This is a genomic window from Streptomyces sp. AC1-42W, assembly GCF_003248355.1.
Classification (GTDB): Bacteria; Actinomycetota; Actinomycetes; order Streptomycetales; family Streptomycetaceae; genus Streptomyces.
In genome coordinates, this window is record NZ_QKWY01000002.1 from 1458968 (window position 1) to 1479705 (window position 20738).

General features: G+C 73.1%; 21 protein-coding genes. 13 read left to right on the forward strand and 8 right to left on the reverse strand.

Annotated elements, in window-relative coordinates:
* Window positions 1-25: 25 nt before the first annotated feature.
* The gene (locus DNK56_RS24590) at window positions 26-1147 is read right to left on the reverse strand and encodes a magnesium and cobalt transport protein CorA (protein WP_111338021.1); all 1122 of its coding nucleotides are present in this window, start codon (window positions 1145-1147) and stop codon (window positions 26-28) included.
* Window positions 1148-1555: 408 nt separating this feature from the next.
* Here DNK56_RS24590 and DNK56_RS24595 point away from each other — a divergent pair, with 408 nt between their 5' ends.
* The 4 genes from DNK56_RS24595 to DNK56_RS24610 all read left to right on the forward strand — a co-directional run bounded on the left by DNK56_RS24595 (window position 1556) and on the right by DNK56_RS24610 (window position 4568).
* Entirely contained in the window at window positions 1556-2140 is a 585-nt protein-coding gene (locus DNK56_RS24595) for a suppressor of fused domain protein (RefSeq protein ID WP_111338022.1), read from the forward strand.
* A 93-nt stretch (window positions 2141-2233) separates the two neighbouring features.
* Window positions 2234-2878, forward strand: a complete 645-nt coding sequence (locus tag DNK56_RS24600) for a DUF6758 family protein (protein WP_111338023.1) — start codon at window positions 2234-2236, stop codon at window positions 2876-2878.
* Between the two features lie 76 nt (window positions 2879-2954).
* Entirely contained in the window at window positions 2955-3818 is an 864-nt protein-coding gene (locus DNK56_RS24605; RefSeq protein ID WP_111338024.1) for a PHP domain-containing protein, read from the forward strand.
* A gap of 144 nt (window positions 3819-3962) precedes the next feature.
* A complete protein-coding gene (locus DNK56_RS24610) occupies window positions 3963-4568 on the forward strand; it encodes a MarC family protein (protein WP_111338025.1) in 606 nt (201 codons plus the stop codon).
* A 91-nt stretch (window positions 4569-4659) separates the two neighbouring features.
* On the opposite strand, the gene DNK56_RS35540 is transcribed toward DNK56_RS24610, so the two are convergent.
* The gene (locus DNK56_RS35540) at window positions 4660-4812 is read right to left on the reverse strand and encodes a hypothetical protein (protein ID WP_018520873.1); all 153 of its coding nucleotides are present in this window, start codon (window positions 4810-4812) and stop codon (window positions 4660-4662) included.
* A 221-nt stretch (window positions 4813-5033) separates the two neighbouring features.
* Here DNK56_RS35540 and DNK56_RS24615 point away from each other — a divergent pair, with 221 nt between their 5' ends.
* Entirely contained in the window at window positions 5034-5921 is an 888-nt protein-coding gene (locus tag DNK56_RS24615) for an NYN domain-containing protein (protein WP_111338026.1), read from the forward strand.
* 31 nt (window positions 5922-5952) lie between these two features.
* On the opposite strand, the gene DNK56_RS24620 is transcribed toward DNK56_RS24615, so the two are convergent.
* Both DNK56_RS24620 and DNK56_RS24625 read right to left on the reverse strand, forming a co-directional pair.
* Window positions 5953-6792, reverse strand: coding sequence for an alpha/beta fold hydrolase (locus DNK56_RS24620; RefSeq protein WP_111338027.1), 840 nt, complete (start codon window positions 6790-6792; stop codon window positions 5953-5955).
* A gap of 141 nt (window positions 6793-6933) precedes the next feature.
* The gene (locus tag DNK56_RS24625; RefSeq protein ID WP_241990072.1) at window positions 6934-8943 is read right to left on the reverse strand and encodes a DEAD/DEAH box helicase; all 2010 of its coding nucleotides are present in this window, start codon (window positions 8941-8943) and stop codon (window positions 6934-6936) included.
* A gap of 313 nt (window positions 8944-9256) precedes the next feature.
* Between DNK56_RS24625 and DNK56_RS24630 the strand changes: the two genes are divergently transcribed.
* A complete protein-coding gene (locus tag DNK56_RS24630; RefSeq protein WP_111338028.1) occupies window positions 9257-9991 on the forward strand; it encodes a ferritin-like fold-containing protein in 735 nt (244 codons plus the stop codon).
* Window positions 9992-10021: 30 nt separating this feature from the next.
* On the opposite strand, the gene DNK56_RS24635 is transcribed toward DNK56_RS24630, so the two are convergent.
* The 4 genes from DNK56_RS24635 to DNK56_RS24655 form a co-directional block, all read right to left on the reverse strand.
* Window positions 10022-10291: a hypothetical protein gene (locus DNK56_RS24635; protein ID WP_111338029.1), complete on the reverse strand. Its 270-nt coding sequence runs from the start codon at window positions 10289-10291 to the stop codon at window positions 10022-10024.
* Window positions 10292-10634: 343 nt separating this feature from the next.
* On the reverse strand, window positions 10635-10862 hold the full coding sequence (locus DNK56_RS24645; protein ID WP_199563634.1) for a DUF3107 domain-containing protein: 228 nt from the start codon (window positions 10860-10862) through the stop codon (window positions 10635-10637).
* Between the two features lie 131 nt (window positions 10863-10993).
* Window positions 10994-11635 (reverse strand): TetR/AcrR family transcriptional regulator, encoded by a 642-nt coding sequence (locus DNK56_RS24650; protein ID WP_111338031.1) that lies wholly within the window; start codon window positions 11633-11635, stop codon window positions 10994-10996.
* 168 nt (window positions 11636-11803) lie between these two features.
* Window positions 11804-12019, reverse strand: a complete 216-nt coding sequence (locus DNK56_RS24655) for a hypothetical protein (RefSeq protein WP_111338032.1) — start codon at window positions 12017-12019, stop codon at window positions 11804-11806.
* 121 nt (window positions 12020-12140) lie between these two features.
* Between DNK56_RS24655 and DNK56_RS24660 the strand changes: the two genes are divergently transcribed.
* The 7 genes from DNK56_RS24660 to moeZ all read left to right on the forward strand — a co-directional run bounded on the left by DNK56_RS24660 (window position 12141) and on the right by moeZ (window position 20736).
* Window positions 12141-13106: an alpha/beta fold hydrolase gene (locus tag DNK56_RS24660; protein WP_111338033.1), complete on the forward strand. Its 966-nt coding sequence runs from the start codon at window positions 12141-12143 to the stop codon at window positions 13104-13106.
* The gene (locus DNK56_RS24665) at window positions 13091-14401 is read left to right on the forward strand and encodes a DUF3152 domain-containing protein (protein WP_111338034.1); all 1311 of its coding nucleotides are present in this window, start codon (window positions 13091-13093) and stop codon (window positions 14399-14401) included. The genes DNK56_RS24660 and DNK56_RS24665 overlap by 16 nt, the downstream gene beginning before the upstream one ends.
* A 240-nt stretch (window positions 14402-14641) precedes the next feature.
* On the forward strand, window positions 14642-16330 hold the full coding sequence (locus tag DNK56_RS24670; protein ID WP_111338035.1) for a glycosyltransferase: 1689 nt from the start codon (window positions 14642-14644) through the stop codon (window positions 16328-16330).
* Window positions 16323-17525 carry a hypothetical protein gene (locus DNK56_RS24675; protein WP_241990073.1) on the forward strand — a complete coding sequence of 401 codons (1203 nt, stop codon included), beginning with the start codon at window positions 16323-16325 and terminating at the stop codon, window positions 17523-17525. Before DNK56_RS24670 ends, DNK56_RS24675 begins: the two co-directional genes overlap by 8 nt.
* Window positions 17526-17691: 166 nt before the next feature.
* On the forward strand, window positions 17692-18657 hold the full coding sequence (locus tag DNK56_RS24680) for an NAD-dependent epimerase/dehydratase family protein (RefSeq protein WP_111338036.1): 966 nt from the start codon (window positions 17692-17694) through the stop codon (window positions 18655-18657).
* Window positions 18645-19472 carry a spherulation-specific family 4 protein gene (locus DNK56_RS24685; protein ID WP_111338037.1) on the forward strand — a complete coding sequence of 276 codons (828 nt, stop codon included), beginning with the start codon at window positions 18645-18647 and terminating at the stop codon, window positions 19470-19472. The genes DNK56_RS24680 and DNK56_RS24685 overlap by 13 nt, the downstream gene beginning before the upstream one ends.
* Window positions 19473-19557: 85 nt before the next feature.
* Window positions 19558-20736: an adenylyltransferase/sulfurtransferase MoeZ gene (gene moeZ / locus DNK56_RS24690; RefSeq protein WP_111338038.1), complete on the forward strand. Its 1179-nt coding sequence runs from the start codon at window positions 19558-19560 to the stop codon at window positions 20734-20736.
* The last annotated feature ends 2 nt before the right edge of the window (window positions 20737-20738 follow it).

Below are 20738 nucleotides of genomic sequence, written 5' to 3' on the forward strand. Positions count from 1 at the left end.
GCGGCGCGGGGGAGGGCGGGACGGCTCAGAGCCAGCCGTTGCGCTTGAGCATGCGGTGGATGGAGAAGCAGACCACGCCGATGAAGCCGAGCACCATCGGATAGCCGTACGTCCACTTGAGTTCGGGCATGTGCTCGAAGTTCATGCCGTAGACGCCGCAGATCATCGTCGGCACGGCGATGATGGCCGCCCAGGAGGTGATCTTGCGCATGTCCTCGTTCTGCGCGACGGTCGCCTGCGCCAGGTTGGCCTGGAGGATGGAGTTGAGGAGTTCGTCGAAGCCGACGACCTCCTCCTGCACCCGTACGAGGTGGTCGGCGACGTCCCGGAAGTACTTCTGGATGTCCGGGTCGATCAGCCGCATCGGCCGCTCGCTCAGCAGCTGCATCGGGCGCAGCAGCGGGGAGACGGCCCGCTTGAACTCCAGCACCTCGCGCTTGAGCTGGTAGATCCGTCCGGCGTCCGAGCCGCGCGCGCTGCCCTTGTCCGGGGTGGAGAAGACCTCGATCTCCACCTCGTCGATGTCGTCCTGCACCGCTCCGGCCACCGCGATGTAGCCGTCCACGACGTGGTCGGCGATGGAGTGCAGCACGGCGGAGGGGCCCTTGGCGAGCAGTTCGGGGTCGTCCTCCAGGCGGTGGCGCAGGGCGCGCAGCGAGCCGTGGCCGCCGTGCCGGACGGTGATGACGAAGTCCCGGCCGGTGAAGCACATGACCTCGCCGGTCTCGACGACCTCGCTGGTCGCGGTCAGTTCGGCGTGCTCCACGTAGTGGATGGTCTTGAAGACGGTGAACAGGGTGTCGTCGTACCGCTCCAGCTTGGGCCGCTGGTGGGCGTGGACGGCGTCCTCCACGGCCAGCGGGTGCAGCCCGAACTCCCGGGCGATTCCCGCGAATTCCTCCTCGGTCGGCTCGTGCAGGCCGATCCAGGCGAAGCCGCCGTCCTCGCGCACCCGGAGCATCGCCTCGCGCGGGGAGTGACAGGTGCCCTCCGTCTCGGCGAGGCGGCGGCCGTCGCGGTAGACCGCGCAGTCGACGACCGCGCTGGAGGCGGACGGGTCGCGGGTGGTGTCGTAACTGTTGTGCAGGGCGGCGTTCTTGCGCAGGGAGGGGCGCACGACTGCGCGCAGGTCACGGATCATCGACATGGCTGGCTCCTTCACGGAGGGCCGTCGGCGAGGGCGTGGCACAGCCCGGAATGGGGACGTGGGCTCACATCCGCAAAGCGGGCGGCACCGCGGCGGCACGGTGACGGCGTTCGCTACAGACAGGCAAAGAGGGGCGCTCTTCCGTCACGCGCGACATGCCGTGGCGGCCTCGACCGGGTCATCGGGTCACGCGGAGAGGCGCCGGTCGGAAGAGCGGTCGGTACTGCACGATCGACTTCCATCCACCGCAGCCCCACCTCCTCCGGTCGGTCCCCCGTGGGGGACGACGTTGCGCGGGCTGAGAGCGACGCTTCTGCGTGCTGCCCCGCGACCGACACCCCAGGCTAGCAGCCGGTACAGGCCCAATCCCTTACTTTGCCCGTTCCATACGCGTCCTATGCTCGCCGCATGGCAGAAATTCTTGCTCAGGTCGAGGCCCGGCTACGTACGGCCCTGGGCGAACCGGACGCACGCGCGGCGGTGACCTTCCTCGGGACGGACCGGATCGAGGTGCTCCGTTTCATCGACGGCGACATCGTCCGGTACGCCACGCTCGGCATGTCCGGCCGGCCCATGTCCGACCCGACCGCCGTTCTGGCCGATCCGGTGAAGGGCCCGCGCGCCGAGCTGGTGCTCTCGGTACGGGGCGGGCTCGCCGACACCGACCAGGTGCTGCGCAAGCTGGCGGTGCTCGCGGCCGCGCCGCAGGTGGAGGGGCTGGTCGTGGCGCCGGGCGCCTCGCTGGACGTGGGCGAGCCGCTGTGGCCGGGGGCGCCGTTCAGCTCGGTGCTGGTCGCGGAGAGCGGCGGACTGGTCGAGGACCTGGAGCTGGACGCGCCCCTGGACCCGGTCCGCTTCCTGCCGCTGCTGCCGATGACGCCCAACGAGGCCGCCTGGAAGCGGGTCCGGGGCGCGCGGGAGCTCCAGGAGAAGTGGCTGGCCCAGGGGACCGACCTGCGCGATCCCCTGCGGCGTTCCGCCGCGCTGGACTGACGGGCCCGGACGGCGGGCCGGCGCGCCCCCGCCGCGCGCCGCGCGGGTGATCGTCCTTGACGTGGGGACGGCCGGGGAGGACCGTTGGGAGGTATGAGGGGCGAACCAAGCTGCCCGAAGTGCGCAGGCCGGGTCAGGGCGCCCGGACTCTTCGCCGACTCCTGGCAGTGCGATGTCCACGGCAGCGTGCATCCGCTCCAGCCGGTCGTCCCGCCGGGCGTCGAGGCGCTCGGCGTCGTGGTGAACCGGACCCAGGTGCCCGTGTGGATGCCCTGGCCGCTCCCGGTCGGCTGGCTGTTCACGGGCGTGGCCTGCGCCGGTGACGACCGCACCGGCGGCCGGGCCACCGCCGTCGCCTGCTCCGGACCCGGACCGCTCGGCGGCATGGGCGAGCTGCTGCTCGTCGCCGAGGAACCGGGCGTCGGGCTCGGCGCGCGCTACGCCGGCATCGACGGACCCGATCCGGGGCCCTCGCTGCGGGTGGACGGACCGCCCGACTCCAAGGTGCTGGCCGCCGGCCGCCCCACCCCGCTCTGGCAGGTCCGGGACGCCCCCGCCGACCGGGCCGTCTTCGCGGGCGAGGCCTGCGGCCTGTGGCTGTGGGCCATCGTCTGGCCCGAGCAGTCCGCGCTGCTGATGTACGACGAACTGGTGCTGACGGACCTGCGCGACGCCGGGGGAGAGGTGGACCTGGTCCCCTGCGGCGCCCTGACCCCCCGCCTGCTCACCCGCCCCTGACGGCGGCCGGAACGAGCCCGCGCGCCGGTTATCCTTGGGTGTCCCCCCGTCCGCCGTGAGCACTGGAGTCCGTGTCGTGCGCATCGATCTGCACACCCACTCCACCGCGTCGGACGGCACGGACACCCCCGCCGAACTGGTCCGGGGCGCCGCGGCCGCGGGCCTCGACGTCGTCGCCCTCACCGACCACGACACGGTGCGCGGGCACGCCGAGGCCATCGCCGCCCTGCCCGAGGGGCTCACGCTCGTCACGGGCGCCGAGCTGTCCTGCCGCATCGACGGCGTGGGCCTGCACATGCTGGCGTACCTCTTCGACCCGGACGAGCCCGAATTCGCCCGCGAGCGCGAACTGGTGCGCGACGACCGGGTGCCCCGCGCCCGCACCATGGTCCGCAAGCTCCAGGAGCTGGGCGTCCCCGTCACCTGGGAGCAGGTCGCCCGCATCGCGGGCGACGGCTCGGTCGGCCGGCCGCACGTCGCCACCGCCCTGGTCGAACTGGGCGTCGTCCCGACCGTGTCCGACGCCTTCACGCCCGACTGGCTCGGCGACGGCGGGCGCGCCTACGCCGAGAAGCACGAACTCGACCCGTTCGACGCGATCCGGCTCGTCAAGGCCGCCGGCGGCGTCACCGTCTTCGCCCACCCGGCCGCCGTAAAGCGCGGCCGTACGGTCCCCGAGGCGCGGATCGCCGAACTGGCCGCCGCCGGTCTCGACGGCATCGAGGTGGACCACATGGACCACGACGAGCCGACCCGCACCCGGCTGCGCGCCCTCGCCGGTGAAATCGGCCTGCTGACGACCGGCTCCAGCGACTACCACGGCGGCCGCAAGACCGTCGCCCTCGGCGCGTACACCACCGACCCCGAGATCTACGGCGAGATCACCCGGCGCGCCACGGGAGCCTTCCCGGTGCCGGGCGCCGGCGGACCCACCGCGTAACGTCGTACGGGCCGCGCCCGCGCCCGTACACCGCACATCACCCAGCGCACCCACGGCCGTCCGGCATGCCCGGCGGCCCTGCGGCGCGCGCCCTTCCCCGCGGCCACCCACCGCATTCCCGCTCACTCCCCACAAGGCTCACCCGTGTTCGACATCGCTGTCTTCGGATCACTCTTTCTCACCCTTTTTGTGATTATGGACCCGCCCGGGATCACGCCGATCTTCCTCGCCCTGACCGCGGGCCGCCCCGCCAAGGTGCAGCGCAGGATGGCGTTCCAGGCCGTCGCCGTCGCCTTCGGCGTGATCGCCGTCTTCGGCGTGCTCGGCCAGCAGATCCTGGACTATCTGCACGTCTCCGTGCCCGCGCTGATGATCGCCGGCGGTCTGCTCCTGCTGCTGATCGCGCTCGACCTGCTCACCGGCAAGACCGACGAGCCGACCCAGACCAAGGACGTCAACGTCGCCCTCGTCCCCCTGGGCATGCCGCTGCTCGCCGGCCCCGGCGCGATCGTCTCGGTGATCCTCGCCGTGCAGCACGCCGACAGCGCGGTGGACCAGGTCTCCGTCTGGACGGCCATCGTCGCCATGCACGTCGTGCTCTGGCTGACCATGCGCTACTCGCTGCTGATCATCCGCGTCATCAAGGACGGCGGCGTCGTGCTCGTCACCCGGCTCGCCGGCATGATGCTCTCCGCCATCGCCGTGCAGCAGATCATCAACGGCGTCACCCAGGTCATCCAGGGAAGCTGAACCCGCCGCCCACACACCGACGCCCCCGTACGGACGGTCCGTACGGGGGCGTTTCGTCTTCGTTGCGACGACCCTTCACAGCGGCAAGGCGTTATGAGGCCGGGCTTTCGGCCGGCCGGATGTAAATGCGCTGGCCCGTTGCTGCGGCCTGCTGCACGATCCGGTTGACGGAGGCGGCGTCCACGACGGTGCTGTCCACGGCGGTACCGTCGACATCGTCGAGGCGCATGATCTCGAAGCGCATAGGGCTTCCCTTCGTCTGATCCTCCTGCTGGAGAACTACTGGGAGGACGGTCTCCCGTCCGCAAGGATGAGGAGCGCCAGGCATGACAGTCGAGCGCCCCACACGGATGACAACGAGTTGCCCCCTGCAAACATTCCCTACGCTAAGGAAATTTTTTGGATGTCTAACTACCGATTGGTAATCAGGCCCGTGCCCCCGGCCGTCCGCGCGACGGACCGCCCATGAACGACCCGGAGATCGGCGAGCGCCTGGACCGCGTCATCGCCCTGCTCGAACGCGTACTCGCCGAGGTCTCGAAGACCCCCTCCACCCACGCGATCTTCGTCGACGCGGGCTATGTGTACGCCGCCGCCGGACTGCTCGTCACCGGCACCGAGGACCGGCGCTCCTTCGACCTCGACGCCGAGGGGCTGATCGAGGCGTTCATCGACAAGGCCCGCACCATCTTCGCGGACAGCCGGCTGCTGCGCGTGTACTGGTACGACGGCGCCAGGCGCCGCATCCACACCGCCGAACAGCAGGTCATCGCCGAACTCCCCGACGTCAAGGTCAGACTCGGCAACCTCAACTCCAACAACCAGCAGAAGGGCGTCGACTCCCTCATCCGCACCGACCTGGAGTCGCTGGCCCGCCACCGCGCCATCAGCGACGCCGCGCTCGTCGGCGGCGACGAGGACCTGGTGTCCGCCGTGGAGGCCGCCCAGGGCTACGGCGCCCGCGTCCATCTGTGGGGCATCGAGGCCGGCGAGGGGCACAACCAGGCGGAGCCGCTGCTCTGGGAAGTGGACAGCCGGCGCACCTTCGACCTGGACTTCTGCAGCCCGTACGTGACCAGACGCGCCGTCACCACCTACGAGGAGGACGCCCCCGCGCCCTCCCGTGAGGAGGTCCGGCTCGTCGGGGTGCGGATCGCCACGGCCTGGCTCGCCGCACGCGGCCGCGACTCGCTGGCGGAACTGCTGCCCGGCCACCCGTTCCTGCCGGGCCCGGTCGACCAGGACCTGCTGCACGAGGCCGAACGGCTCCTCCAGCGCTCGCTGCGCGGCCACCCGCCCCTGCGCAGAGCCCTGCGCGACGGCTTCTGGCAGCACCTCCAGTCGCAGTACTGACGCAGTGCGCGCGCCCCGGACCGGCCGGCCGCTACAGCCCCGACCAGAACGCGGCGAGCGCGGCGGCGGTCTCCACCGGCCGGCCCGTGTTGGGGGAGTGCTCGGCGCCCTCGATCCGGGTCCGGTGCGCGCCCAGCCGTACGGCCATCTCGTCGAGCACCGGCACCGGCCACACGTCGTCCCGCTCGCCCGAGACGACGTGCACCGGCAGCCCGGTGGCGGCCAGCTCGGCCACCCGGTCCGGCTCGGTGGCCAGTTGACGGCCCGTCTCGACCAGCTGGACCGGGTGGTGGCGCAGCCAGCGCCGCCGCAGGTCCTCGCCGCCCGTGTCCGCCTCGGCCGGCGGGTCGAAGGCGCGCATCGCCGCCCAGACGCCGTCCATCGTCATCGTCGCCAGCGCGTCGCCCAGGATCTTCAGCTTGATCTGCTGCGCCTCCACCACCTCCGCCGGCCCCGAGGACATCAGGGTCAGCGAGCGGAACGGCGAGGCGTCGAGCAGGACGGCGGCCCGGCCGATCTGCCCGCCGAGCGAGTGCCCCACCAGATGCACCGGATCTCCGCCGAGCGCGGCCGCCTGGGCGAGCACGTCGCGGGCCAGCTCCTCTTGCGTGTACGCGCGGGGGTCGTCCGTGCCGGGGCTCTCGAACTGTCCGCGCCCGTCCACGGCGACCGCGCGGTACCCGGCCCGCGCGAGCGGTTCGAGGAGGGCGATGAAGTCCTCCTTGCTGCCGGTGTACCCGGGCACCAGCAGGGCCGTACCGAGCGGCGTCCCGGAGGGGAGCGCGTCCAGCACGGCGAACTCCCCGCGCGGGGTGGCCAGCGCACGGGAACGGGCACAGGGGGGCGGGGTGAAGGTGGGTGGCCTGCTCATGGAACGAGGTTAAGTCGTCGCGCGAGGGGCGGCCCCCGGAAGCGGCGGGCGGCCCCCGGAAACGGCGGGCGACCTCCGGAAACGGCGGGCGGCCCCGGGGAGAGGTTCCCCGGGGCCGCCCGCCGACGCTGTCCGGTCCGGTCAGCTCTCGGCCTTCGCCGCCGTGCGCGGCTTGGCGGCCGTGCGCGTACGCCGGCGCACCGGCTCGGGCTCGGAGATCGGCGCGATCTGGAAGTCGACCTCGTCCTCGACGGGCTTGATCACCCGGGCGCGGCGGCGCGGCCGGGCGACCGGCGCCTCCGGCTCGGCCACGGCCGCGGTCCGGACCGCGGTCTCCTCGGCCACCGGCTTGGCGGCGGCCCGGCTGCGGCGGCGGCGCGGCCTGGTCTCCTCGGCCACCGGCTCGGCGGCCTCGGTCACCGGCTCCACGACGGTCTCCGCCACGGCCTCGGCCTTGGGCTTCGCCGACCGGGTCCGGGTGCGCTTCTTCGGCGCGGCCCCGGCCTCCGGGGCCTCCGGCTCGGCCACCACGGGCGCGGGCGCCTCCGCCACGGCGACCGCGGCCTCGGCGGCGACGGCCTCCGCCGCGTTGACCCGGGTGCGCCGGCGGCGGCGCGGGGTGCGCGGGGTCTCCGGGGCGTCGGCCTGTGCGGCGTCCGCCCCGGCGGCCGGGGCGGGCACGGTCGCGGCGCCCTCGGCGACGGTGGCCCCGCCACGGGTGCGGCGGCGCTGACGCGGGGTGCGCGGGGCCCGCTCCTCGCGGGCGGCCGGCGTGGCGGACTTGCGGCCCCGGCCGCCCGTCTCGCCGAGGTCCTCGATCTCCTCGGCCCCGAGACCGGCGCGGGTGCGCTCGGCACGCGGCAGGACACCCTTGGTGCCGGCCGGGATGGCGAGGTCCTCGTACAGGTGCGGGGAGGTCGAGTACGTCTCGACCGGGTCCGGGAAGTTCAGGTCCAGGGCCTTGTTGATCAGCTGCCAGCGCGGGATGTCGTCCCAGTCGACCAGCGTGATCGCGATGCCCTTGGCGCCCGCGCGGCCGGTGCGGCCGATGCGGTGCAGATAGGTCTTCTCGTCCTCGGGGGACTGGTAGTTGATGACGTGGGTCACACCCTCGACATCGATGCCGCGCGCGGCGACGTCGGTGCAGACCAGCACGTCGACCTTGCCGTTGCGGAAGGCGCGCAGCGCCTGCTCGCGGGCGCCCTGGCCGAGGTCGCCGTGGACGGCGCCGGAGGCGAAGCCGCGCCGCTCCAGCTGCTCGGCGATGTCGGCCGCCGTGCGCTTGGTGCGGCAGAAGATCATCGCGAGCCCGCGGCCCTCGGCCTGGAGGATGCGCGAGACCATCTCGGGCTTGTCCATCGAGTGGGCGCGGTACACGTACTGCGCCGTGTTCTTGACGGTCGTGCCCTCGTCGTCGGGCGAGGTGGCGTTGATGTGCGTCGGCTGCGACATGTAGCGGCGGGCCAGCGAGATGACCGCGCCCGGCATGGTGGCCGAGAAGAGCATGGTCTGGCGCTTGGCCGGCAGCATCGTGATGATGCGCTCGACGTCGGGCAGGAAGCCCAGGTCCAGCATCTCGTCGGCCTCGTCGAGGACGAGCGCGCGGACCCTGGAGAGGTCCACCTTGCGCTGGCCCGCGAGGTCGAGCAGCCGGCCGGGGGTGCCGACGATCACGTCGACGCCCTTCTTGAGGGCCTCGACCTGGGGCTCGTACGCCCGGCCGCCGTAGATCGCCAGGACCCGCACATTGCGCACCTTGCCGGCGGTGAGCAGGTCGTTGGTGACCTGCTGGCACAGCTCGCGGGTGGGTACGACGATCAGCGCCTGCGGGGAGTCGGTCAGCTCCTCGGGCTTCGCGCGGCCCGCCTCGACGTCGGCGAGGACGGTGACGCGTTCGAGCAGCGGAAGGCCGAAGCCGAGCGTCTTGCCGGTGCCGGTCTTGGCCTGGCCGATGACGTCGGAGCCGGAGAGCGCGACGGGGAGCGTCAGCTCCTGGATGGGAAAGGGGGACGTGATGCCGACGGCCTCAAGGGCCTCGGCCGTCTCGGAAAGAATCCCGAGGTCTCGGAACGTAGTCAGGGTGCTGCCTCTTCTGTGAGACGCGGTCCGAGGCGAACGAAGGGGGTCGTACCGTGCCGGGGGGTTGGTCATCCGGCCGGGAAGGGCCGGGTGGCGCGGGACCACTGCCGTCGCTCGAGCGCTCGTGCCGCTGAGGGGGCCCCTCATCTGCGGTCGTACATGAGCACGCACCGCGCGGAGGGCTGTCGGGTCGGAGCCGATCGGGCCACCGACCGGGCATCCTCATTCAATTTCGCGCCACGAGCAGATGCAAAGTGCTCAGTAAGCGCATTACCACTGTACCCCGGATTCGCGCATCTGTGTTGGGCGAATCCTTTGGAACGGTGTGATGTGGGTCGTCGGCCGAAACCCTTGCCCGGTGCGCGGGCGGGCTATTCTGCGCTGCATGGAGACGCCTGACAACGCCACTGAAACCCCCGCGACGACCAGAATCGCCGACCAGGACTGGGCCACCGCGTCCAAGGACCCGCAGTACCGGGCCGCCGTCGTCGATCTGCTGGGCGCCCTCGCCTACGGGGAGCTCGCGGCGTTCGAGCGGCTCGCCGAGGACGCCAAGCTGGCACCCACCCTGGCCGACAAGGCCGCACTGGCGAAGATGGCGTCCGCCGAGTTCTCGCACTTCGAGCGGCTCACCCGGCGGCTGACGGAGATCGAGGTCGAGCCGACCGGCGCCATGGAGCCGTTCGCCCGCGCGCTGGACGAGTTCCACCGCCAGACCGCCCCGTCCGACTGGCTGGAGGGCCTGGTCAAGGCGTACGTCGGCGACTCGATCGCCAGCGACTTCTACCGGGAGGTCGCGGTCAGGCTCGACTCCGACACCCGCTCCCTGGTGCTGGCCGTGCTCGACGACACGGGCCACGGCAACTTCGCCGTCGAGAAGGTGCGCGCGGCGATCGAGGCCGAACCCAGGGTCGGCGGCCGGCTGGCGCTGTGGGCGCGGCGGCTGATGGGCGAGGCGCTCTCGCAGGCGCAGCGCGTGGTCGCGGACCGCGACGCGCTCTCCACGATGCTGGTCGGCGGGGTCGCCGACGGCTTCGACCTGGCCGAGGTCGGCCGGATGTTCTCCCGGATCACCGAGGCGCACACCAAGCGCATGGCGGCGCTGGGGCTGGCCGCGTAACCGCGGGCCCGGTAACCGCGGGCCCGGCGCTCAGACGGCGGCCGAGCGACTGATCCGGCGGCCGCGCGGCCGGATCAGCAGGGACACCGTCACGGCGGCGATCAGCCCGGCGCCCACCACGGCGAGGGCCGCATGGCCGTCGCCCAGCACCGAGTGCATCAGGGAGGCGCCGAACACGGCGCCGGCCGCCCCGGTGCCGAACACGGTCCGCCGGGCCGGGAGCCGGCCCGGCAGCGAGCGCAGCCCCGCCCAGGACAGGAGCACCGAGAGCACGACGGCGCTCAACGTTTCCACGATCACGGACGATCACCTCGCAGGGATACGGAACGGGGCCTTCGGTCCTGCTGGTCCTACCCGTGAGCAGCCGTTCACAACCCTCCGGAGCCGGTCTTCGCCCGGCCGGACGGGAGCCGCCGCAGACGCGGAACGGCCCGGCGGGACACCCCCGCCGGGCCGTTCGCGGTCTCCGCGTCCGTACGCTAGTGCCGCGACCGGCAATGTTTGCCCCGTAAGGAGCGTCGTCCAGTGCGTGCGATCGCAAGGCGGCCGAGAGTCCTTGTAGCGGAGCTACCAGGGCTTTCGGCCAACGCAGCGAGCGTGCGTGCTGGACGACGCGACGGGGCAAAGCTTGCCGGGAGGGGCACTAGAGAGCGCCGAACCCCACCCGCCGGGCGCTGGGCTCGCCGATCTCCACGTAGGAGATCCGGTCGGCCGGCACCAGGACCTTGCGGCCCTTCTCGTCCGTGAGGCTGAGCAGCTGTGCCTTGCCGGCGAGAGCCTCGGACACCGTGCTCTCGACCTCTTCGGCGGAAAGCCCGCTCTCCAGAACGATCTCCCGGGGCGAGTGCTGCACCCCGATCTTGACCTCCACGGCTATGTCCCTCCGACGGTCATTCCCTGCGCGGTGAGCCGCGCCGTACGCAGCACACATTAGCCCGCTGAGGGGGCTCGTCAGGGCGCCCCCGGCCACGCCCGCAGCGAACACGGGGGAACGCCGGGCGGTCAGTGCTGATCGGTGCCGTGCAGGGGGAAGCCGGCGATGCCCCGCCAGGCCAGCGAGGTGAGCAGCTGGACCGCGGTGTCGCGCGGGATGGCCGACCGGCTGGACAGCCAGTACCGGGCGACCACCTGGGACACCCCGCCCAGGCCCACCGCGAGCAGCATGGACTCGTCCTTGGACAGGCCCGTGTCGCCCGCGATCACGTCGGAGATCGCCTCGGCGCACTGGAGCGAGACCCGGTCCACCCGCTCGCGCACGGCCGGCTCGTTGGTCAGGTCCGACTCGAAGACCAGCCGGAAGGCGCCGCCCTCGTCCTCCACGTACGCGAAGTAGGCGTCCATCGTGGCGGCCACGCGCAGCTTGTTGTCGGTGGTCGAGGCCAGTGCCGTGCGCACGGCCTGGAGCAGCGACTCGCAGTGCTGGTCGAGAAGGGCCAGGTAGAGCTCCAGCTTTCCGGGGAAGTGCTGGTAGAGAACCGGCTTGCTGACCCCGGCGCGCTCCGCGATGTCGTCCATCGCGGCCGAGTGGTAGCCCTGCGCGACGAAGACCTCCTGCGCGGCTCCCAGCAGCTGGTTGCGTCGGGCGCGGCGGGGCAGGCGAGTACCCCTCGGGCGCGCCGCCTCGGTCTGCTCGATGGCTGTCACGCCGCCTCCCAAAATCGTGGTCCGACACAGCTGTTCCGTACGTGCCGCGCCATACCGACATCGTACTTTTGGGTAACCCCGGTATGCGCGGCGCGGACGCAGAATTTCACGGACCGGACGGCTGCGGTAGCCGCAGATTGTCCGAGCGGGTGCGCAGAGCGGGACGTATCAGCGGTAATCGTCCTCATCCTGTGGAACCGTGCGCGCCTGGTCCGCCGCGTCCGCCTCGCTGGCGCGGTCGCGGTCGAGGTCCGTGAGCGGTTCGTCGTCCTCCGGGCGCAGCGCGGCGTGCTGCTCCGCGGCGTCCGCCTCGGGCGTCTCCTGGCCGGGTTCGTCCGGCTGGACGTCCTCGAAGGTCTCCGGCTCCCTCGGGTCGGCCGTCATGGTGACTCCCTTCATCGGGTCGCGCCTGCTGTCGAGCCTAGGAGGTACCCCCGGAAGACGCACGCGAGCGTGTGACGGCGAACACATGAAACGGCATGTGATCATCTCGTAACATTGCCGCATGTCTTCGACCGAGCTGCCGGGAATCAGCGCCGCCGCCGCGGCGGTGGCCCCCATGGTGAGCGCCGTCAGGGTCGCGGAGGGGGAGCGGTTGCGCTCCGTCGGGCTGCCCGGTCTGACGCTCACGCTCCGTTCCCGCCCGCCCCGGCGCTCCGGACTGCCGCCCGCCCTCTTCGTGCACGGGCTCGGCGGTTCCTCGCAGAACTGGACGGCGCTGATGCCGCTCCTGGACGGCGTGGTGGACTGCGAGGCGGTGGACCTGCCCGGCTTCGGGGACTCGCCGCCCCCGGACGACGGCAACTACTCCGTCACCGGGCACGCCCGCGCGGTGATCCGGCTCCTCGACGCGCAGGAGCGCGGCCCGGTCCATCTGTTCGGCAACTCGCTGGGCGGCGCGGTGGCGACCCGGGTCGCCGCGGTCCGCCCCGATCTCGTCCGCACGCTCACCCTGGTCTCGCCCGCGCTCCCCGAGATCCGGGTCCAGCGCACGGCCGCCCCGACCGCGCTCCTCGCACTGCCGGGCGTCGCATCCCTGTTCGCCCGGCTCACCCGTGACTGGAGTGCCGAGGACCGCACCCGCGGAGTCATGGCACTCTGTTACGGCGATCCGGCACGGGTCTCCGAGAAGGGCTTCCGCGACGCGGTGGCCGAAATGGAGCGCCGGCTGGAGCTGCCGTACTTCTGGGACGCCATGGCGCGTTCCGCCCGTGGGATCGTCGACGCGTACACGCTGGGCGGACAGCAGGGGCTGTGGCGCCAGGCCGAGCGGGTGCTCGCGCCGACCCAGCTGGTGTACGGCGGACGGGACCGGCTCGTCTCGTTCCGGATGGCCCGCAGGGCGTCCGCGGCCTTCCGCGACGCGCGCCTGCTGACACTGCCCGACGCCGGGCACGTGGCGATGATGGAGTACCCGGAGGCGGTCGCCCAGGCGTTCCGGGAATTGCTCGACGAATGCGGCGGGAGCTGATCCAGGGCGTGGGACGACACAGCCGGAAGGGCCCCGGGCCCAGCGCGCCCGTGACCGGGCAGGCGGAGACGAACGAGACGGGCCGCGCGGGCACCGGAGCCGCCCCCGGCACCGGGCGCCGCAGACGCGCCGCCGGACCCGCCGCCGAACCCTTCCCGGGCGCCCCCGAGGTCCGCGGCGGCCACCCCGAACAGCGCGAAGCCGGCGGTGGCTGGGGTGCGGGGCCGATGAGCTCCGCAGGCGCGCAGGCCCCGCCGCCCGGCCTCCGCCCCGGCGCCCCGCACCCCGCGCGCCACCCCCGGCCCGCCGGCGACCGGCCGCTCATACCGGGCCCGCGGCGCGAGTTCGTCGAAGCCTTCGACAGCCCGCCCGCCCCGCCCCGGCGCCCCGCCCCCGAGGACCCGTACCGCTCCGTCACCGAGTGGGACCCGCACGAGCCGGAGGTCGTCCGGCGCGAAGGGGCGGCTGCCGTCAGGGCGGCCAGGGGCGCCAAGGGACGCACGATCACCGGGATCGCCGCCGCCGCGGTGACCACCGTGCTCGCGGTCGTCGTGGCCGGCCAGGTCCCCCACGACCGCTCCACGGGGAACGAGACCCCCAGCACCACGGGCGTCGACCGGGAGGACACCGACGACGCCTCACGCTCGGACGGGCGTACGACCCCGTCCCCCGAACCGGCGTCCGTCAAGCCCCTTACGTATGAACAGAAAATGGCCAAGGCCTACCCGCTCTCACCGGCGCTGACCGGCTCGGGCACCTTCGAGACCGTGCCCGGCACCGCCGAGGCGCCCGGCAAGGGGACCACGCACCGGTACCGGATCGACGTCGAGAAGGGCATCGGGCTCGACGCCGACCTGTTCGCCCAGGCCGTCCAGAGGACCCTCAACGACGACCGCAGCTGGGCGCACGACGGCGACATGACCTTCGAGCGGATCTCCGAGGGCGAGCCGGACTTCGTCATCACCCTGGCCAGCCCCGGCACGACCGGCACGTGGTGTGCCAAGTCGGGCCTGGACACCATGGAGGACAACGTCTCCTGCGACTCGGCCGCCACCGAGCGCGTGATGATCAACGCCTACCGCTGGGCCCAGGGCGCGGCCACCTTCGGGCCGGAGAGGCTGTTCGCGTACCGGCAGATGCTGATCAACCACGAGGTGGGCCACCGGCTCGGCCACAACCACGCGAGCTGCGGCACCGAGGGGGCCCTCGCGCCGGTCATGCAGCAGCAGACCAAGACGCTGGACCTCAACGGCGTCAAGTGCCGTCCCAACCCCTGGGTGTACCCGGAGGACTGAGCGCGGGCGCATGCGGAGCACCGAGCGCCCCCGCATTGCTCCGCCCGTCACCCATTCGGTGACACCCCGCCTCCATAGCGCGACAGAACGCTACGGGGGCGCGAAAGTTACGCCGGTTCACCCCTTTCGGTGGCGCGACGGACAACCGTCCGTCGCGCCACCGGCGTATCCGCTTACGGTCGTCCCGCGAGTCGCCGATCCAGCGGCGGCCGCGTCATACGGCAGATCGGGGGTGCGCTCGTGCGGATCGGACTGCTCACCGACGGTGGTTATCCGTACGCGACCGGTGAGTCCAGGCTCTGGTGCGACCGCCTGGTACGCGGGCTCGCCCAGCACGAGTTCGACCTCTTCGCGCTCAGCCGCTCCGCCGAACAGGAGGCGCGCGGCTGGGTACGGCTCCCGGACCGGGTCCGCGGCGTACGCACCGCCCCCCTGTGGACCGCCGACGAGGAGACCCGCGCCCTGCACGCCCCCCGGGGCCCGCTGGCCCGGCTGCTCACCGGCGGCGGCGCCCACCGCTACGGCCGGCGCGAACAGCGCCTGTTCGCCACCCACTTCACGGACCTCGCCGCCGCCGTCTGCACCGCGGCCCCCCGCGTCGCGGACGAACGGTTCACGCGCGGCCTGAACGGCCTCGCCGACCTGGCCGCCGACCACGGCGGACTCCCCGCGGCGCTGCGCTCCGAGACGGCCGTCCGCATCCTGGAAGCCGCCTGCCGCGCCCCCGGCACCGGACGCACCGTGCAGACCGCCACCGTCGCCGACCTCCTCGCCTTCACCGAGGAACTGGACCGCGCGCTGCGCCCCCTCTCCCTCGACTGGTACGACGAGGACGGCCTCGCCGCCGTCGACCTCTGCCACGCCACGTCCGGCGGTACCGCCGCACTGCCGGGACTGCTGGCCAAACGCTTCTTCGGCACCCCGCTGCTGGTCACCGAGTACGCCGTACGCGTACGGGCGCACTACCTCGCGTCCGGCGACGCCCCGGCCGGTGCGCCGGTGCGCGCCCTCCTCGCCGGGTTCCACGGACTGCTCGCCACCGAGGTCTACCGGCAGGCCGCGCTCATCACCCCCGGCAACACCCACGCCCGCCGCTGGCAGCAGCGCTGCGGCGCCGACCCCGCGAAGCTGCGCACCGTGTACCCCGGCATGGAGTCCGCCCGGTTCGACGCGCTCGGCGAGCGCGAGAACGACGGCGGCCCGGACACGCTCGTCTGGGTCGGCCGCATCGAGCCCGCCAAGGACCTGGTCACCCTGCTGCACGCCTTCGCCCATGTACGCGCCGCCGCCCCGGACACCCGGCTGCGGATCATCGGCGCGCCCACCCCCGACCCGGCGGGCGCCGGCTGCCTGGAGCGCTGCCGCGCCGTGGCCGCCCGGCTGTTCCCCGACACGGACGCGGTCACCTTCGAGGAGACCGGCGGGCCGGGCGTCCCCGACGTCGCCGACGCGTACGCGGCCGGCGGGGTCGTGGTGCTCTCCAGCGTCGTCGAGGGCTTCCCGATCAGCCTGGTCGAGGCGATGTTCTGCGGCCGGGCCACCGTCTCCACGGACGTCGGCGCGGTCGTCGAGGTCATCGGCGGCACCGGACTCGTGGTCCCGCCACGCAACCCGCGCGCCCTCGCGGACGCCTGCCTCGCGCTCCTGCGCGACCCCGCGCGCCGGGCCCGCCTCGGCGCGGCGGCGCGCGCCCGCGCACTCGAACTCTTCACCGTCGAGCAGAACCTCACCGCGTTCGACGGCATCTACCTCGACCTGATCGCACGGGCGCCGGTACGCGACTGGGAGCCGCCGGCCGCCGACGGGGGCCCGCGTCCCTTCGCCACCCCGCCGGAGTTCCACATGCTGGACCACTGGCCGGACGGCGCCGACGAGGAACGCGCCGACCGCATCCCCAGCCGGGCGGGCGCCGGGAGCGCCCATGCCTGACCACGACACGGCGGACCGTCCGGACGCGCCCGCGCGCGCCCCCGAGGTGGCACGCCCCGAGCACCCCGCGCGCGCCGCCCACCCGCACCCCGTCCGCGCCGCCACCGCCCGCAAGAGCGCCACCGCCCGGCGGAACACCGCCGACCCGGTGCGCGCGCTCATGCGCCGCCACCGCGAGCTGTGCGAACGGGCCGTCGATCCGCTGGAGATCGCCGCCGGACTCGAAGCGCACGGGGTCACCGACCGCACCGCCGCCCGCTACCGGCACCGCGACGTGTTCTCGCTCGCCGAGGAACTTTTCGCACGGGTGCCCGCCGTCGTGGGGGAGCCCGCCGCGCCGGGGCCCGCTCCGGCGCGCGACGTCACCACGCGCGCCGCCTGGACCCTGCGCGCGCTGCTGCCCGGCGCCGCCTGCCTCACGACCCTCCTCGCCCTGCGGCTCACCGAAGGGGTGCTCGGCGGTGACGCCCGGCTCGCCCTCGGCTGCGGCGGCGCGCTGCTCACGCTGATCGCCCTACTCCTGGCCGTGCGCACCGGCCCGCTCGGCGCCGCCCCCGCCGCCTCCGGCACCGGCACGCTCCGCGTCTGCTGGCTGCTCGGCTACGTCCTGTACGGCGACGCCCTGCTCCATCAGGTCCTCAGCGGCGGCCCCGAGGGCCCCTGGGACCTGACCCCGGCACCGCTGCCGGCGCTCGCCCTCGCGGTGGTGCCCGCCGCCTGGTGCGCCCACCTCTTCTCGCTGCACGCCCACCGCAGACTGCTCGGCTCGCACGCCCTGGAGGAGTTCGCGGCCGGCGCCCGCCCCCTGCTCTTCGGCGTCGTCGCGCTCTTCCTCGGCGCCCTGGCCGTCCTCCAGTACCTGACCGGCCCGGTGTTCGGGCGCGGCGGGGCACCTGCCGGGGCCGCCGCCCTCGGGATGCTGCTCCTGCTGGCCCGGCTGCTCACCGTGCACGGCTTCCCGGAACCGGCCGCCACCGGACTCGCCGCCGCCGTCGCGGTGGAGGCCGCCGCCCCGGCCCTGATCCTGGCCGGCCGGCTGCCCGGTCTCGACGCGGTGGCCCGCCCGGTCGAGGCGCTGATCGAGGCGGGCGGCACCGGGGCCGTCCCCGCGCTGGCCTGCGGCGCGGCCGCCCTCGGCCTGCTGATCACCGCCACCCTCGCCCTCGCCAGGGCCTCCGCCCACACCGCCCCCTGATGGGGCGGCCCCCGAACCCGTCCGCGGAGCCGACGCCGCGGACGCGTCCCACCCGAACCGTACGCATCGAGCCGTACGGAACTGCCACAAGGAGACACACCGACATGACCCCCCAATCCCCCGCACCGGCAGCCCGCCGTCGGCCCCATGGCGGAGGCGGTGCGCGATGAGGGTGCTGCTGCTCGGAGCCAACGGATTCATCGGCCGGTTCGTGGCCGACCGGCTGCTCGCCGACCCCGCCGTCCACCTCACGGCGCTCGGCCGCGGCGACGACGCCGACGTACGGTTCGACCTCGCGACCGGCAGCCCCGGAGCGCTGACCCGCTTCCTGGACGCCGTCCACCCCGGAGTCGTCGTCAACTGCGCCGGGGCGACCCGCGGCGGCGCCCGCGACCTGACCCGGCACAACACCGTCGCCGTCGCCACCGTCTGCGAGGCGATGCGGCGCAGCCGCTGCACCGCCCGGCTGGTCCAGGTCGGCTGCGCGTCGGAGTACGGCCCCTCCCAGCCCGGCTCCTCCACGGCGGAGGACGCCATTCCGCGCCCCGGCGGCCCGTACGGCGTCAGCAAGCTCGCCGCCACCGAGCTGGTCCTGGGCTCCGGCCTGGACGCGGTCGTGCTGCGGGTCTTCTCCCCGGTCGGCCCCGGCACCCCGGCGGGCTCCCCGCTCGGCCGGCTCGCCGAGGCGATGCGCCGCACCATGCAGTCCGGCGACGGCGAGCTGAAGCTCAGCGGTCTCGGCGTGCAGCGCGACTTCGTGGACGTGCGCGATGTGGCGCGGGCCGTCCACGCCGCGTCCCTCTCCGCCGCGCAGGGCGTCGTCAACATCGGCACCGGGCGGGCCGTCCGGCTGCGCGACGCGGCGGCCGTCCTCGCCAAGGTCGCCGGATACGCCGGCGCGCTCCACGAGCTGGACACGCCCCCCGCCCGGCTGCCCATCGGCGCCCCCCGGACCTCCGCCGAAGCGGTCATCGAGCACCTCTCGGCCACCCCGTCGCCGTACCCGGACGGCTGCGGCGCCTGGCAGCAGGCCGACGTCCGCACCGCCCGCGACCGGCTCGGCTGGCGCCCCCGGATCAACCTGGAGGAGTCACTCGCCGACATCTGGATGGAGGCGGCGTGCCGTATCTGACCCGGCCCGGCACCGCCCGGTGCCCCGCCGGCACCGACGGGCCGGGTCTCGGGATTCCCGGCTACGCGCACCCGCTGCTCGCCCCGGCCGAGTGGGCCGAGCTGACCCGCCCCGGCACCCCGCTGCACTGGGCGGTCCTGGACATCGACAACGGCCCCGGCAGCAGGCCCGACCCGCACTGCCTGGAGGTGGCGGGCCGGCTGCGCAACGCCCGCGCCCGCGCGCTGCACGGCGCGGAGCCGCTGGACACCGTCCGGGCGGCGGGCGGCCGGCTGCTCGGCAGGCTCGACCTCGCGCACGGCGTGCGGCTCTTCGCGGAGCTGCTCGCCGACGCCCGGTCCTTCCTGGACTGGTACCGGGTGGACGGCTTCTACCTGGACCGCTGCCCGTCCGACCGGGGCGAGCTGCCCGGTGTCCGCCGCCTCACCGGCACCCTGCGGGCGCTGCTGGGGACGGACGGCGGGCATCTCGTACTGGGGCACGACACCCACCCGTACCCCGGCTACGCCGAGACGGGCGACCAGCTCGTCACGTTCCGGGGGGCGTGGAGCGACTACCGCTGGTCGCAGGTGGCGGAGTGGACCGCCGCCTACCCGCCGGAGAGGTTCGCCCACCTCGTGCACGGCGTTCCGCGCACCCATCTGGAGGAGGCGATGCGCATCGCCCGCTGGCAGGGCGCGGCCACGATCTTCTTCACCGACCGGGGCGGCGCCCCGGGCCCCGGAAACGGGCGCGGACAATCCGATCCATTCGCGACACTGCCCAAGTACTGGGACGAAATTGTCTCGCGGATCGGACCCGGTCTCTTGGAATGAGATGGGGCGTGGCAGTGTTACGGGAAGAACAACCGTACGTAGTCGAAGTACGTAGAAACCGACCACCTGCATTGTTGAGGTTCCTGTGTCGCTGCCACCCCTGGTCGAGCCAGCTGCTGAGCTCACCGTCGACGAGGTCCGCAGGTACTCCCGCCACCTGATCATCCCGGACGTCGGGATGGACGGGCAGAAGCGGCTGAAGAATTCGAAGGTGCTCTGTGTCGGCGCCGGCGGCCTCGGCTCGCCGGCCCTGATGTACATGGCCGCCGCCGGTGTCGGCACGCTCGGCATCGTCGAGTTCGACGAGGTCGACGAGTCGAACCTGCAGCGCCAGGTCATCCACAGCCAGGGTGACATCGGCAAGTCGAAGGCGCTGTCGGCCAAGGAGACCGTCCAGGGCATCAACCCCCTGGTCGAGGTGATCCTTCACGAGGAGCGGCTCGAAGCCGACAACGTGATGGACATCTTCTCCCAGTACGACCTGATCGTGGACGGCACGGACAACTTCGCCACCCGCTATCTCGTCAACGACGCCGCGGTGCTGCTGAACAAGCCCTACATCTGGGGTTCGATCTACCGCTTCGACGGCCAGGCGTCCGTGTTCTGGTCGGAGCACGGTCCCTGCTACCGCTGCCTCTACCCGGAGCCGCCCCCGCCGGGCATGGTTCCGTCCTGCGCCGAGGGCGGCGTCCTCGGCGTCCTCTGCGCCTCCGTGGGCTCGATCCAGGTCAACGAGGCCATCAAGCTGCTCGCCGGCATCGGCGAGCCGCTCGTCGGCCGGCTGATGATCTACGACGCCCTGGAGATGCAGTACCGCCAGGTCAAGATCCGCAAGGACCCCAACTGCGCGGTCTGCGGCGAGAACCCCACCGTCACCGAGCTCATCGACTACGAGGCCTTCTGCGGCGTCGTGTCCGATGAGGCCCAGGAGGCGGCGGCCGGTTCCACGATCACTCCCAAGCAGCTCAAGGAGTGGATCGACGCCGACGAGAAGATCGAGATCATCGACGTCCGCGAGCCGAACGAGTACGAGATCGTGTCGATCCCGGGCTCCCGGCTCATCCCGAAGAACGAGTTCCTGATGGGCACCGCCCTCCAGGACCTCCCGCAGGACAAGCGCATCGTCTTGAACTGCAAGACGGGTGTCCGCAGTGCGGAAGTTCTGGCGGTTCTCAAGTCGGCGGGCTTCGCCGACGCGGTCCACCTGGGCGGCGGTGTCGTCGGCTGGGTCAACCAGATCGAGCCCGAGAAGCCGATCTACTAGAA

What these genes read in the sequence shown, in the direction of transcription:
- DNK56_RS24655 (WP_111338032.1), bottom strand. Translation starts at nt 12,019, where the DNA reads ATGACGGCCGACCCGAGGGAGCCGGAGACCTTCGAGGACGTCCAGCCG.
- DNK56_RS24590 (WP_111338021.1), bottom strand. Translation starts at nt 1,147, where the DNA reads ATGTCGATGATCCGTGACCTGCGCGCAGTCGTGCGCCCCTCCCTGCGC.
- DNK56_RS24615 (WP_111338026.1), top strand. Translation starts at nt 5,034, where the DNA reads ATGAACGACCCGGAGATCGGCGAGCGCCTGGACCGCGTCATCGCCCTG.
- DNK56_RS24675 (WP_241990073.1), top strand. Translation starts at nt 16,323, where the DNA reads ATGCCTGACCACGACACGGCGGACCGTCCGGACGCGCCCGCGCGCGCC.
- DNK56_RS24660 (WP_111338033.1), top strand. Translation starts at nt 12,141, where the DNA reads ATGTCTTCGACCGAGCTGCCGGGAATCAGCGCCGCCGCCGCGGCGGTG.
- DNK56_RS24680 (WP_111338036.1), top strand. Translation starts at nt 17,692, where the DNA reads ATGAGGGTGCTGCTGCTCGGAGCCAACGGATTCATCGGCCGGTTCGTG.
- DNK56_RS24625 (WP_241990072.1), bottom strand. Translation starts at nt 8,943, where the DNA reads ATGACCAACCCCCCGGCACGGTACGACCCCCTTCGTTCGCCTCGGACC.
- DNK56_RS24595 (WP_111338022.1), top strand. Translation starts at nt 1,556, where the DNA reads ATGGCAGAAATTCTTGCTCAGGTCGAGGCCCGGCTACGTACGGCCCTG.
- DNK56_RS35540 (WP_018520873.1), bottom strand. Translation starts at nt 4,812, where the DNA reads ATGCGCTTCGAGATCATGCGCCTCGACGATGTCGACGGTACCGCCGTG.
- DNK56_RS24630 (WP_111338028.1), top strand. Translation starts at nt 9,257, where the DNA reads ATGGAGACGCCTGACAACGCCACTGAAACCCCCGCGACGACCAGAATC.
- DNK56_RS24600 (WP_111338023.1), top strand. Translation starts at nt 2,234, where the DNA reads ATGAGGGGCGAACCAAGCTGCCCGAAGTGCGCAGGCCGGGTCAGGGCG.
- DNK56_RS24665 (WP_111338034.1), top strand. Translation starts at nt 13,091, where the DNA reads ATGCGGCGGGAGCTGATCCAGGGCGTGGGACGACACAGCCGGAAGGGC.
- DNK56_RS24620 (WP_111338027.1), bottom strand. Translation starts at nt 6,792, where the DNA reads ATGAGCAGGCCACCCACCTTCACCCCGCCCCCCTGTGCCCGTTCCCGT.